This window comes from Lactiplantibacillus garii (assembly GCF_003885105.1).
GTDB classification, from domain to species: domain Bacteria; phylum Bacillota; class Bacilli; order Lactobacillales; family Lactobacillaceae; genus Lactiplantibacillus; species Lactiplantibacillus garii.
Map to the genome: position 1 here is coordinate 23875 of NZ_QWZQ01000019.1, position 13334 is coordinate 37208.

General features: G+C 47.8%; 12 protein-coding genes. 3 read left to right on the forward strand and 9 right to left on the reverse strand.

Annotation, left to right across the window (positions count from 1 at the left end):
• Window positions 1-397 precede the first annotated feature (397 nt).
• The 9 genes from rpsR to dnaA all read right to left on the reverse strand — a co-directional run bounded on the left by rpsR (window position 398) and on the right by dnaA (window position 11256).
• Window positions 398-634: a 30S ribosomal protein S18 gene (gene rpsR / locus D1831_RS07020; RefSeq protein WP_125072224.1), complete on the reverse strand. Its 237-nt coding sequence runs from the start codon at window positions 632-634 to the stop codon at window positions 398-400.
• Window positions 635-669: 35 nt separating this feature from the next.
• Complete coding sequence (gene ssb / locus D1831_RS07025) at window positions 670-1287, reverse strand: single-stranded DNA-binding protein (RefSeq protein ID WP_125072225.1); 618 nt, start codon at window positions 1285-1287, stop codon at window positions 670-672.
• 35 nt (window positions 1288-1322) lie between these two features.
• Window positions 1323-1622 carry a 30S ribosomal protein S6 gene (rpsF, locus tag D1831_RS07030; protein WP_125072226.1) on the reverse strand — a complete coding sequence of 100 codons (300 nt, stop codon included), beginning with the start codon at window positions 1620-1622 and terminating at the stop codon, window positions 1323-1325.
• A 374-nt stretch (window positions 1623-1996) separates the two neighbouring features.
• Window positions 1997-4558, reverse strand: a complete 2562-nt coding sequence (gyrA, locus tag D1831_RS07035; RefSeq protein WP_125072227.1) for a DNA gyrase subunit A — start codon at window positions 4556-4558, stop codon at window positions 1997-1999.
• Between the two features lie 216 nt (window positions 4559-4774).
• On the reverse strand, window positions 4775-6721 hold the full coding sequence (gene gyrB, locus D1831_RS07040; protein ID WP_125072228.1) for a DNA topoisomerase (ATP-hydrolyzing) subunit B: 1947 nt from the start codon (window positions 6719-6721) through the stop codon (window positions 4775-4777).
• The gene (gene recF / locus D1831_RS07045) at window positions 6718-7842 is read right to left on the reverse strand and encodes a DNA replication/repair protein RecF (protein WP_125072229.1); all 1125 of its coding nucleotides are present in this window, start codon (window positions 7840-7842) and stop codon (window positions 6718-6720) included. Before recF ends, gyrB begins: the two co-directional genes overlap by 4 nt.
• Window positions 7843-8076, reverse strand: a complete 234-nt coding sequence (gene yaaA, locus D1831_RS07050; protein WP_125072230.1) for a S4 domain-containing protein YaaA — start codon at window positions 8074-8076, stop codon at window positions 7843-7845.
• 503 nt (window positions 8077-8579) lie between these two features.
• Window positions 8580-9719 (reverse strand): DNA polymerase III subunit beta, encoded by a 1140-nt coding sequence (gene dnaN / locus D1831_RS07055; protein WP_125072231.1) that lies wholly within the window; start codon window positions 9717-9719, stop codon window positions 8580-8582.
• 175 nt (window positions 9720-9894) lie between these two features.
• Window positions 9895-11256: a chromosomal replication initiator protein DnaA gene (gene dnaA / locus D1831_RS07060; RefSeq protein ID WP_125072232.1), complete on the reverse strand. Its 1362-nt coding sequence runs from the start codon at window positions 11254-11256 to the stop codon at window positions 9895-9897.
• Between the two features lie 505 nt (window positions 11257-11761).
• Here dnaA and rpmH point away from each other — a divergent pair.
• The 3 genes from rpmH (at window position 11762) to yidC (ending at window position 13203) form a co-directional block, all read left to right on the forward strand.
• The gene (gene rpmH, locus D1831_RS07065; protein WP_003640225.1) at window positions 11762-11896 is read left to right on the forward strand and encodes a 50S ribosomal protein L34; all 135 of its coding nucleotides are present in this window, start codon (window positions 11762-11764) and stop codon (window positions 11894-11896) included.
• Window positions 11897-12009: 113 nt separating this feature from the next.
• The gene (gene rnpA, locus D1831_RS07070) at window positions 12010-12354 is read left to right on the forward strand and encodes a ribonuclease P protein component (RefSeq protein WP_003640224.1); all 345 of its coding nucleotides are present in this window, start codon (window positions 12010-12012) and stop codon (window positions 12352-12354) included.
• Window positions 12355-12369: 15 nt separating this feature from the next.
• Window positions 12370-13203 carry a membrane protein insertase YidC gene (gene yidC, locus D1831_RS07075; protein ID WP_125072233.1) on the forward strand — a complete coding sequence of 278 codons (834 nt, stop codon included), beginning with the start codon at window positions 12370-12372 and terminating at the stop codon, window positions 13201-13203.
• Window positions 13204-13334: the final 131 nt, after the last annotated feature.

Genomic DNA, 13334 nt, shown 5'->3' on the forward strand with positions numbered 1-13334 from the left:
ATTACTAGTCGAACTAAATTTACTAAGCTGGCGCCGTGTACCATCCCGCTCAGACTGTTAGTTAGACCCGCACGGTCGGCCTCGTCTGGTTGGGTCATCAAACCGTAAAGCTAACGGTCCGTTGCGTTAATTTTTATTTGGTAAAACGTGCTCAGGCCGAACTGCTTCTTCCGGTTAGCTACGCAGTCAGCATTATGCCAAACCCGCTTGTTTACTTTGCCGAAACGTGCTCGGGACGACTGCCGGTTCCGGTTAGTTACGTCACGGATAATCTGCACAACCCGCACATCACCCGTGACTAGACTAATCCTCACCGCCAACCCGTCGTCCCTCACACTCTTCACCATTCCACAAAAAAACCACAGCGCCTAAGGCTGTGGTTTTTTGAAAAACTGAATTATTCTTCGGATACGAATGGTAATAAGCCCATGATCCGTGCACGCTTGATGGCGATAGTTAAAGAACGTTGGTTCTTAGCACTAGTCCCCGTTACACGACGTGGCAAAATCTTCCCACGTTCTGAAATGAAACGACGTAATAAGTCAGTATCCTTATAATCGATGTATTCGATATGGTTTGCGGCGATGAAGTCGACTTTACGACGACGACGGCCACCTCTTCTTTGTTGTGCCATTGGTATTTCCCTCCTCGATATCTGTAGCTAGGCTACTAGAATGGTAAATCATCATCCGAGATATCAATTTGATCCCCATTATTGGCAAACGGATCGGCTTGGTTATTGTTATTAGCATTGCTTGAAGGCGCAGTGCTAGTCGCATTCCCAGTGTTGCCGTTACCAAAAGGATTATTGTTGTTATTATTGGATGGTGATTGTTGAGGAGCAGCATTTTGGCCTTGATTACTGTACCCATTATTATTGGAATTGTTATTGTAACCACCATTACCGTTATTACCGTAATTGTTGTTACCATTTCCACCGTTGGCAGCCTGATGACGTTCAGATTCTGCGCGTGATTCTAATAATGAGAAGTTATCAACGACGACTTCTGTGACGTAAACCCGTTGTCCTTGTTGGTTTTCGTAGTTCCGGGTTTGAATCCGGCCATCGATCCCAACAAGTGAACCTTTATGGGTAAAGTTAGCGAAATTTTCAGCAGCTTTACGCCAAATGACGCAGCTAATGAAATCAGCTTCACGTTCTCCATTTTGGTTCGTGAAACTACGGTTTACGGCAAGGGTGAACGTCGCAACGGCGGCACCACCATTCGTGTAACGTAATTCCGGATCTCTTGTTAGTCGGCCAACAAGAACTGTACGGTTAATCATGCAGAAGCGCTCCTCTCTAGTTTAGTTTCGTTATATTAGTCTTCGCGACGAACGATCATGTGACGTAAAATGTCATCGTTGATCTTTGAAAGACGGTCGAATTCGTTTAAGGCAACGTCATCAGTCGTCGTTAAGTTAACGATGTGATAAGTACCTTCATTGAAACCACCGATTTCGTATGCGAAACGGCGTTTTGACCAGTCTTTTGAATCAATTACTTGCGCACCGTTATCGGTTAAGATTTTGTCGAAACGATCAACTAAAGCTGTTTTAGCAGCATCGTCGATGTCGGGACGCACGATGTAAGTAATTTCATATTTCTTTGATTCACTCATGAAATTTGCACCTCCTTATGGACTTCAGGCCCTTCTTTTTGAAGAGCAAGGAAAGTAACCTAAGTGATACTTAGATACTCACGAATTACAAGTATAGCATCTAAGGTCAATTGTTGCAAGGGTGGCTCGGCCGACAGAACTGAAAGATTTTGGAATCCGTTACACTAATCAATTACGCAAATTAAAACCAGCTCCCATTTATTTCCTGGGAAATATTTAAACCGCCGTCACTACTTCAACGAAGACAAATGACGGCTTAACCTTATTTTTTTAGGAAGCGTCCCCTGTTTCTGTCCTGACCAACTTACTAATCAAAAACAGTGCAACTCTGCTTGGATCAACGTCCAAGTGAGTTGCACTGTTTTTAATTAATGTTAATCATTTTGATCAGTCGTATCGTGATCGTCAGCAACGGTCGTCGTTGCATCGGTTGTCGGGGCGTCAGTCGTTACGTCGGTCTGATCATCATCAGCCGCCTGCTCGTCTTTCTCCTCAACTTCCGGATCAACTTTGGCCATCGTCGCCACTTTACCACCGTCGTCTAAACGAATCAGCCGTACCCCTAAGGTGGCCCGACCCGTTTGTGAAACGGTCGTAATGTTGAAACGAATCATGACACCCTGGTCGGTCATGACCATGATATCCTCTTCACCGTTAACGGTGGTCAAGCCGGCTAAGTGGCCGTTCTTTTCGGTCACGTTGGCCGTCTTGATTCCCTTACCGCCACGGCCCTTGATTGGGTACTCTGCGGCGGGCGTCTGTTTACCATAACCCCTTTCGGTAATGATAAAGACGTTGCTGTCCGGTTTCAAGATATCAAAGCCAATCACGAAGTCATCGTCTCTTAAGCGAATCCCCCGGACCCCGGTTGCGGTCCGACCCATTGACCGAACGGCCGCTTCATCGAAGCTAACGGCGTAACCGTCGTGGGTCCCAATGATCACGTTTTGGTGACCATCGGTAATGGTGACCCCAATTAGTTCGTCATCGTCCTTTAAGGTGATCGCCTTTAGCCCGTTACTACGGATGTTCGCAAACTCCTGAACTGGTGTCCGCTTAACGACCCCTTTAACGGTCGTAAAGAACAAGAACTTATCGGAATCATTAGCGTTGCCCTTAACGTTCACGACGGCTTGAATCTTTTCGCCGGAGTTAACGCCTAACAGGTTAATAACCGGAATTCCTTTGGCTGTTCGCCCGTATTCGGGAATTTCGTACGCCTTCATCCGGTAAACCTTCCCGGCGTTGGTGAAGAACAACAGCACGTCGTGGGTCGACGTTGTTAACAGGTGTTCGATGAAATCGTCATCGTGGACGTCCATCCCTTGAATTCCGCGACCACCCCGGTGCTGCGACTTAAATTCCGTCGTTGGTAACCGTTTGATGTAACCGTTGTGGGTTAACGTTACCGCCACTTCTTCTTCTTCGATCAAGTCTTCGTCTTCCAGACTTAAGACTTCACCGACCATTAATTCGGTCCGGCGCGGATCACCAAATTTCCGTTGAATTTCAAGTAATTCTTCGTAAATGATCTGGTTGATGCGTTCCTTGCTGGCCAAAATGGCTTTATAGTCCGCAATGGCTTTCAATAAGTCCTGGTATTCACTCTCGATCTTTTCACGTTCCAAACCAGTTAACCGGACTAGCCGCATATCCAAAATGGCTTGGGCCTGTTTATCAGATAACCCGTAGTTATCCATTAACTGGTTCTTAGCAATTTCACTCGTTTGTGAATTACGAATAATTGCGATGATCTCGTCAATGTGATCCAGCGCAATTCGTAACCCTTCCAGGATGTGCGCGCGGGCCTGGGCCTTTTTCAGATCAAACTCGGTCCGGCGACGAATAACGTCTTCCTGGTGTTCCAAGTAGTAGATCAGAATCTGCTTTAAGCTCAGGACCTTGGGAGCCCCTTTAACGATGGCTAACATGTTAAAACCAAAGTTGGTTTGCATTAAGGTCATTTTGTAAAGGTTATTCAGAATAACGGACGCGCTGGCATCCCGGCGGACGTCGATCACGACCCGCATCCCTTCACGGTCACTTTCATCGTTGATGTCGGTGATTCCTTCAATTTCCTTATCACGGGCCAGTGAAGCAATTCGTTCGATCAGCTTAGCTTTGTTGACCATGTACGGTAACTCGTTCACAATGATCCGTTGCTTGCCGTTCTTTTCTTCCTTGATGTCCACCTTGGCGCGCACGATAATGTTCCCACGACCGGTTTCGTAAGCTTTCCGAATCCCGGATTTACCCATGACGATCCCGCCAGTTGGGAAATCAGGTCCCGGCAAAACTTCCATCAAGTCAGCCGTCGTGGCATCCGGGTTATCCATCAGTAAGTGAATCGCCGAGATAACTTCGGACAAGTTATGCGGCGGGATGTTGGTCGTCATCCCGACCGCGATCCCCGTGGCCCCGTTAACTAGTAAGTTCGGGAAACGGGCCGGCAAAACTTCCGGTTCCCGTTCCGTATCATCGTAGTTCGGTTGCCAGTTGACGGTGTCCTTGTTGATATCGCGCAACATTTCGACCGCAATTTTACTCATCCGGGCTTCGGTATACCGCATGGCCGCGGCGCCGTCTCCGTCGACCGAGCCAAAGTTCCCGTGACCGTCCACTAACATGTAGCGGTAACTAAAGTCCTGTGCCATCCGGACCATCGATTCATAAATCGCGGAGTCCCCGTGGGGGTGATACTTCCCCATGACGTCCCCGACGATCCGGGCCGATTTTTTATACGGCTTTTCCGGCGTCACACCCAGCTCGCTCATCCCGTAAAGGATCCGGCGGTGCACTGGTTTTAACCCGTCCCGCACATCCGGTAACGCCCGCGCCACGATGACACTCATCGCGTAGCTTAAAAATGACGTCCGCATGGTTTTGGAAAGGTTGACGTCCGTTATTCGATTGTTTGATAAATCTGAATCAGCCAAAAGATTTCCTCCTTCTTGACTGCCGTTGTTGTTTCCGTAAGTTTCGAGCAACCCGGGCGTAAAAACGCCCTACTTTGTTGACCTGGTTGCCGAAACGTGTTCGAGTCGACTGAAGTCTGCGCTTGCTACGCCAGACGGCCATTGCACAACCATCAGTAGTCGAAACGTGCTCGGGCCAGGCTAATCCTCAGACCTAACCCGCCTGGACCTCACACTCTACACGTCCAAGTCCTTAACGAACGTTGCGTTATCCTCGATAAATTCACGCCGGGGCTTTACTTGGTCCCCCATTAACATGGAGAAGACCCCGTCAGCGTCCGCCGCGTCTTCATCGCGAACCCGCAACAACCGGCGTTTGTCCGGGTCCATGGTCGTTTCCCATAACTGTTCCGCGTCCATTTCACCTAACCCTTTATACCGTTGAACCACTGGTTTCGGTGATGGCGCCAATTGGCCCATCACTTCGTTTAGTTCTTCGTCGGAATCAATGTACTTCACAAATTTGCCTTGTCGGACTTGGTACAACGGCGGTTGGGCGATGTACACGAAGCCGGCGTCAACTAACGGCCGCATGTAGCGGTAGAACAGCGTCAGCAACAGGGTCCGAATGTGGGCCCCGTCGACATCGGCATCGGTCATGATAATGAGCTTGTGGTAGTTGGCCTTGCTCAAATCAAAGTCACCACCAAAGCCGGTACCCATCGCCGTAAAGAGTGACCGAATTTCTTCGTTAGCCAGGATCTTATCGATGCTGGCCTTTTCAACGTTCAAAATTTTCCCCCGGATCGGTAGGATCGCCTGCGTTAACCGCGAACGGCCCTGCTTAGCTGAACCACCGGCGGAATCCCCTTCGACGATGAATAATTCACTGATTTCCGGGTCCTTACTAGTATTATCAGCTAACTTACCTGGTAAATTGCTGATTTCCAGTCCGCTCTTCTTCCGGGTCACTTCCCGGGCCCGCTTAGCGGCTACCCGGGCTTTGGACGCAAGCATCCCCTTATCAACGACTTTGCGGGCAATGCTTGGGTTTTCCATCAAGTATTTTGTAAAGTGCTCGGAGAACAACCGGTCCACGGCCGCCCGGGCGTCCGAGTTTCCCAACTTGGTCTTGGTTTGACCTTCAAATTGCGGGTTCGGGTGCTTAACGCTGACGACGGCGGTCATCCCTTCACGGACGTCTTCACCGGAAAGGTTCGCTTCGTTTTCTTTTAATAAATTATTTTTACGCGCGTAGTCGTTGATGACCCGGGTCAAAGCCCGTTTAAAGCCTTCCTCGTGGGTCCCACCTTCGTACGTATGAATGTTGTTCGTAAAGGTCATTAAGTTACTGTGGTAGTCGTCGGTGTATTGCAGTGCGACTTCCACGGTAATGCCGTTTTGGGCCCCTTCCACGTAAATCGGGTCCGGGAACAACACGGTTTTATTTTTATCCAGGAACTCAACGTAGTGCCGGATCCCGCCTTCATACAGAAAGTCGTCTTCGGTTGGTTCTTCCGGCCGGTTATCCCGAATCGTGATCCGTAAGCCCTTGTTTAAGAAGGCTAATTCCCGAATCCGGGTCGTTAAGACGTTGATGTCGTAAACGGTGGTTTCACGGAAAATGTCGGGATCCGGAACAAAGTGCACGGCCGTCCCGTGCGCGTCGGCAGGGGCGTCCCCGATGATCTTCATCGGGGTTTTAACCTTACCGCGGGCAAAGTCCATGTAATAAACGTGCCCGTTCCGGGTAACCTTAACGTCTAGTTCGGAAGACAGGGCGTTTACGACCGAAGCCCCGACCCCGTGCAGACCACCGGAAACTTTGTACCCGCCACCGCCGAACTTCCCACCGGCGTGAAGGATCGTATAGACCGTTTCCAAAGCGGGTTTCCCGGTCTTCTTTTGAATGTCGACCGGAATCCCCCGACCATTATCGGTAACGGTGATACTGTTATCTTTTTCGACGGTCACGTGAATGACGTTAGCAAATCCCGCTAAGGCTTCATCGATCCCGTTATCCACAATTTCCCATACCAGGTGATGGAGACCTTGGCTGCTAGTCGTACCGATATACATCCCGGGACGTTTCCGGACAGCTTCTAGGCCTTCCAAAACTTGAATCTGACTGGCGTCGTATTCACGCGCTTGTTCAAGCTTGGTTTCTTTTTCATTTTCGGTCAATGCGGTTCCTCCTCATGTAAAATACCGTGGCGCACTTCAAATACCTTCGGCGCGTTGATTAATTTGCGGGCCACCCCGTCCAAACTCGGCGTGGTTAAAAAGGTCTGCACCTTATCTTGAATCGCCGTTAATAAATGCGTTTGGCGCGCGGCGTCTAATTCTGATAATACGTCGTCTAATAGCAAAACTGGGTACTCGCCGGTCTCAGCCTTCATCAAGTCGATCTCGGCTAATTTAACGGAAAGCGCGGTTGTCCGCTGCTGGCCCTGTGATCCAAACGTCTGGACATTCTTGTCGTTCACGCTGAATTGCAAGTCGTCGCGGTGGGGACCCAGTAACGTGGTCCCCTGAAAAATCTCCTTGGCTTCCTGTTGAGCGTACAGTTTCTGTAAAGTCTGGTAAATGTGGTCAACCGACGTTTGGTCTTCCGTCGGGACCTGGGTAACGTAGTGAAAGGTTAGCTGTTCTTGTTGCTGCGTGATTTCGCTGTGAACGCCCTGCGCCCACTTTTCGAGCTGCTGGAGAAGTTCTAAACGTTTGTGAATGATCTCCGCGCCAAACGCGGCTAGTTGGTCGGATAACACGCCCAGTAACACTTTGTCCTTAGCCTGGTGCCGGTTCAACTGGCGTAAGTATTGATTACGCTGCTTTAAAATCGTCCGGTACTGACTGAGGTTATAGAGGTACTTGGGACTCATCTGCCCAAACTCCATGTCCATGAAGCGCCGGCGAACGGCCGGTGCGCCCTTCACAATCGATAAGTCTTCCGGTGCAAAGACGATCACGTTCAAATTACCAATGTATTGCGATAGCTTGGCCTGCTCCAAGTGGTTGACCTTCGCCCGCTTGCCGCGGCGGCCGAGCTCTAACTCCAGCGGCACACTACCAGTCGCCTTATGTAACCGACCTTTTAGTAATGCTGTCTGGGTTTGCCAACGAATTAGTTCCTTATCGTTAGCCGTGCGGTGACTCCGCGTCAGGGCCAGCACGTAAATGGCTTCTAACAAGTTCGTCTTACCCTGCGCGTTTTCGCCTAGGAGTACGTTGACACCCCGGCTAAAACTAACTTCAAGGTCCGCGTAATTGCGAAAATCATGCAGAATCAAATTTTCTAAGTACATCTAATCAGTCGTTTCTTGATTTGAGCGAATAAAAAATGACCCGTTGTCCGCAACTTCAATCGTATCGCCCGGATAAAGTTTACGACCCCGCCGATCATCTGGTTCACCGTTAACGAGAACGGTCGTTTCTTTTAAAAACCACTTCGCCTGACCACCCGATCCGATGATGGCCGTTTCTTTTAAGAGCTGTCCTAGTGTAATGTAGGGCGTTCTGATCTCTACTGGCTGTTTCACAATGTCACCTGCCTTACCTTCGTTTACAAGCTATAAAACGTCGTAGTGAAATGCCCTCAGGACACTTCTCAACAGGTTATATTATACTTGTTTTTTAATGAAATTTCAATTTATAACCGTGTTCAGAGCCATTTTAAGCCGATTTAAGCTAATTTAATGTCGGGGTACTAACCCCGGGGTAAATTTGCTAAAATTCCCTAAATTTGCGATTTTCAATAAAATACCCCGTTTTTTTACCGTCAAATTTGATAAAAAGGTTCTTTCGCGTTAACTAACACTGTGATACCTATCATAAAGCACGCTATCTGGAGGGCTCGCTGACATACTAACTTCGCAATGCATACTCCCGAGAGCTTTATGCATATAGTTAAACTTCAAAAGTTACAGCAACGTATAAACGTGATAACACCAACCGTTAACTGTCCTTCAACCCGCAAAAAGAGGCGGCCATTTCAATGCGAAATGACCGCCTCTTTTGCTTAATTTGGATATTTATTCAGTACCTAGAACGTCCGTACCGGCGTGATCAACTGAATGAAGTTTTCGCCTTCTTCAGTTGGAACCAAGGTAAATGGTCGTAACGCCATCGTAAAGGAAATCTTAATCATGGCTTGACCAAAGGAACGGAGCGCTTCCTTCATGTAATCAGGGTTAAAGGAAATTTCCAGTTCGTCGCCGGTCAGCTCGGCCGGTTGTAACTGTTCCGTAACTTCACCAACGTCCGGTGAATTCCCGAAAATCGTGATGGTTTTGTCACTCGGATTTACGGAGAAACGCACCACGTTGTTGCGGCTTTCGTGGGAAAGTAAGGATGCCCGTTCAATTGCAGCGGACAAAGCCGGCGCTTCAATTTCAACCGTCGTGTTGGATTCCTTAGGAATTAGCCGCGACGTATCGGGATAGTTTCCTTCCAACAACCGCGAGTAAAACGACGTGTTGCCTAATACAAATAACACTTGGTTTTCCGATAACCGCATTTGCACGTCGGGGTTGTCATCGCCGATCATCCGGGAAAGTTCGGTTAAGCTTTTACCGGGGATGATGACGTCGTAGTCGGCGTTATTGGCTTCCGGTAACTTGATCTTCCGTTGACTTAACCGGTGTGAATCGGTCGCAACCGCTAAGAATTCCCCGTTCGCTAGGATGAAGTGCACCCCGGTCAAAATCGGGCGACTTTCTTGATTAGAAACCGCAATAACCGTTTGGCCAATCAATTCTTTAAAGACGTCACCAGCCAACGTAATGGTATTCGTGGTATCAATTTCGGGTAAGTGCGGGTAGTTTTCAGGGTCTAAACCGTTAATGGTAAAGGAGGCTGCACCGGAAGTGATTTGGGTTTGAAAACCATCCTTAACCGCTACCGTCATGGTATCTTCGGGTAATTTCTTAACGATTTCGCTGAAGAACCGTGCGGGTAAAACGACTGAACCGGCTTCTTCTACGACTAACGTATTGTTGTCATCGTTAGCGGGAATCGTCGTTTCAATCGAAATATCAGCGTCACTCCCCGTTAAGGTAATGGCGTCAGTGGCAACGTCTAATTTTAACCCCGTTAAGATGGGAATCGTGGTCTTTGAAGAAATCGCCCGTTGGACGTTGTTTAATTCTTTGATGAATGCTGATCGATTGATCGTGAATTTCATAAGTTGATCCTCTCTTCTAGCTGCGCAAGCCTAGATATAGATTAGTAAATAAAAGTTCGTAGTAATAGTAGGGCGGTGGGTACTGTGGAAAAGTTTGAAAAAGCTAAGTATTCCGGAGTTTTCCACATGTGCATAAGTTGTGGAAAACTTTTAGAGTTATGCTTTTTTATCCACACTACGCTTTGAGCTGACCTTTAAGATCACCAATGGCTTTTTGGAGTTCACTGTCGGTTTTAAGGGCCGCTTCAATTTTATCATACGCGTGAATGACGGTGGTGTGATCCTTACCGCCAAACTCGTTACCAATGCGTGGCAACGAACTATCCGTGAGTTCGCGGGATAGGTACATTGCGATTTGCCGCGGTGTAACGATCTGCTTATTACGCTTTTTCCCCTTAAGGTCGGCCATGGTAACGTGATAATACTTGGCGACCTTTTCCTGAATAACGGGTATCGAGACTTCTGATAGTTTATTGCTTAAGTGCAAACTCTTCAACGCATCCGCCACTAAACTGGTGGTGATTGGCGAATTGTTGAGACGCGAATAAGCCTGAACCCGGGCCAGTGCGCCTTCGAGTTCCCGCACGTTGGAATCGATTTGGCCGGCGATGTAACTGAGCGTGTCGTCGGGAATCTCGATGCCTTCTAAATCAGCCTTGTTTCGTAAAATGGCGATCCGGGTTTCAAGGTCTGGCGGGGTAATATCAACGGATAACCCCCACTTAAAACGCGAGACTAACCGGTCTTGAAGTTGCGGAATTTCGTTTGGCAAGCGGTCGGATGTCAGGACAATTTGTTTATCATCTTCATATAAAGCGTTGAACGTGTGGAAGAACTCTTCCTGGGTTGCTTCCTTATTGGCAAAGAACTGAATATCATCGACGAGTAGTAAGTCAACGTTTCGGTACTCTTCACGAAACGCTTCTTGTTTCTTGGTTTGAATCGCATTGATCAGCTCATTAGTAAAGGACTCACTCGTGACGTACTTGACGTTGCGCGTGGGGTCCGTTTCTAATAATTTATTACCGATAGCGTGCATTAGGTGGGTTTTACCCAGACCAACGCCCCCGTAGAAAAACAACGGATTATACATGGTGCCGGGTTCTTCCGACACGACTAACGCGGCGGCGTGGGCCATTTGGTTCCCCTTACCGATCACGAAAGTATCAAATGTATATTTCGGGTTGAGTTTCGTTTCCCGCATAAATGTGGGGGTAGTTGCGGTAGCTGGTTTGCCAGCCGCAACGTTACCGGTAGTAGCTTGCGCGTCTTTCGTAAGCTGCTGACGTTCTTCTTCCGTTATCATCACCGGGCGGATCTGCTCGTTAGTTGCCTGCATTGCAAGGTCTGTAAATTTGGCAGCTAAGTTTTTCTCCCAATAATCGCGGTGCAACTGTGTCGGCACTTCGATCGTCATTTGGGAGTTATCGAGTTGGAGCGGTTTTGCCGGTTCGACAAACGTTTGAAACGTGATCTTTGAAAGATCTTGTTCCATAGAGAACTTAATGAGATTCCATAAGTCATTACGTTCCAGCACGTGGATACCCCTTTTCTTAAAAAACGTAATTCTATTCTAGCATGAACATTTCGAGTTTTCCACAGGTGGACAAGTGAAAGTTAGAAGAATTCACAGGGTGTTTTTAAATTAATCACAGGCTGTCGAAAAAATGGCGCAATTTAGCCGTTTTTATAGTTATCCACAAAAGTGAGTTCAAATCTAAGCCCAGTATAACAAGGCGTCCAAGAGTTATACACACCATAAAAGTGGCTTGTGGATAACTTAATCACACCCCGTGATTCTGTGAAAAAGTCTGTTTATGAATTGGGGAGAACGGAAAGTTAGGTGATGCAATCCACAAGTTTAATCCCCAAAAAGGAATTAAAAATTGCCGGATTTTCGCCCTGAAAAATTCAATTTTCGGTTTTCAAATTAAATAATCTATGCTATAGTAGTCAGGAAATGCGTTTAGGATTAGACTGCGTTTTGAAAATAACGACTTAATCGAATTGATTCATGTCATTATGGAGAAGGAGGTGTCATGATGAAGAGAACTTACCAACCAAAGAAACGCCATCGTCAACGTGTACATGGTTTCCGCAAACGGATGAGCACCAGCAATGGCCGTAAAGTGTTAGCCCGTCGACGCCAACGAGGCCGAAAAGTATTGTCTGCATAGGCCACTGATAATCAGTGGCTTTTTCTTTACAGTCCTAGACCGTTGCGTTTAGGGCTGTAAAGTTGTGTAGCAATTCGCTCAGGTTAGCTTGAGCGCACACATGGAGATGGATTATGCGAAAATCATATCGGGTAAAAAAGGAAACTGAATTCCAACAAGTTTTTGAGACCCGCAACTCGTATGCCAATCGTCAATTTGTCATTTACGTTTTGGAAAAACCGGGGCAACCCCATTTTCGCGTCGGAATCTCAGTCGGTAAAAAGATTGGGAACGCCGTTGCGCGTAATTGGGTGAAACGCCGGATTCGGCAATCAATCACCGAGTTAAAGCCGCAGCTTAAACAAGATGCCGACTTCCTCGTCATTGCCCGACCAACCGTTGCCGGTAAGTCGCAAGCCGAAACCAAAGCTTATCTAAGCCATGCGCTAAAGCTAGCGCACCTGCTGGACAATGATTAAAGTGAGGACATTCGTTTGAAAAAGTACAGAAAAATACTGGCAATGCTGGCCGTACTAGCGCTCGTATTAGTTCTGAGTGGGTGTAGTAACGCCCCGATTACGGATAAGAGTACCGGGTTTTGGGATGGCTTGATCATCTTGAATTTCTCACGGGCGATTATTTGGTTATCGAACTTATTTGGGCATAGTTACGGGATGGGGATCATCATCTTTACGTTGATCATCCGAATCATCATTCTTCCATTGATGATTTTCCAAACCCGCAACATGGTGGCAATGCAAGAGATCCAACCGCAGTTGAAGGCGATCCAAAAGAAATATTCTTCCCGCGATATGGAAACTCAGCAGAAACTGCAAGCCGAGATGAAGCAGCTGTACGCTAAGCACGGTGTTCATCCGATGGCAAGCATGTTGCCATTACTAGTTCAATTGCCAATCCTGATTGCGTTGTACCAAGCCATCTGGCGGACGCAAGTCTTGAAAACCGGGACGTTCTTATGGCTTCAATTAGGTAGCAAGGACCCGTACTACGTTTTGCCGATCCTAGCGGCGTTGTTTACGTTTGCTAGTTCGTGGTTAGCGATGAAGTCGCAGCCGGAGCAAAATGGGATGACGACTTCGATGACGTACCTGATGCCGGTGGTTATTTTGATCACCGCCATCAACGTTCCATCCGCGTTGTCACTATACTGGGTGATTTCCAACGCGTTCCAAGTTGGACAAACCTTGTTATTACAAAACCCCTTCAAGATTAATCGTGAACGGGCGGAAAAGAAGCAAAAAGAACGCGACCGGACCAAAGCACTTGAAAAAGCACGGAAGCGTGCGATTCGCAATCACAAACGTTAAATACAAATGGACCTGCCATGCGGTGGGTCTTTTTTTGTGCAGTGCGGGAAGTTCGGCTTAGTCCGAAACCGTTTCAGTGAGCGGGCCGGAAAGCGGGATGTCCTTGCATTAGTGGCATTAAAAACGATTTA

Bases quoted from the DNA above. Each gene is read 5' to 3' on its own strand.
- rpsR (WP_125072224.1), bottom strand. From the start codon at position 634: ATGGCACAACAAAGAAGAGGTGGCCGTCGTCGTCGTAAAGTCGACTTC.
- ssb (WP_125072225.1), bottom strand. From the start codon at position 1,287: ATGATTAACCGTACAGTTCTTGTTGGCCGACTAACAAGAGATCCGGAA.
- rpsF (WP_125072226.1), bottom strand. From the start codon at position 1,622: ATGAGTGAATCAAAGAAATATGAAATTACTTACATCGTGCGTCCCGAC.
- recF (WP_125072229.1), bottom strand. From the start codon at position 7,842: ATGTACTTAGAAAATTTGATTCTGCATGATTTTCGCAATTACGCGGAC.
- dnaN (WP_125072231.1), bottom strand. From the start codon at position 9,719: ATGAAATTCACGATCAATCGATCAGCATTCATCAAAGAATTAAACAAC.
- rpmH (WP_003640225.1), top strand. From the start codon at position 11,762: ATGAAGAGAACTTACCAACCAAAGAAACGCCATCGTCAACGTGTACAT.
- rnpA (WP_003640224.1), top strand. From the start codon at position 12,010: ATGCGAAAATCATATCGGGTAAAAAAGGAAACTGAATTCCAACAAGTT.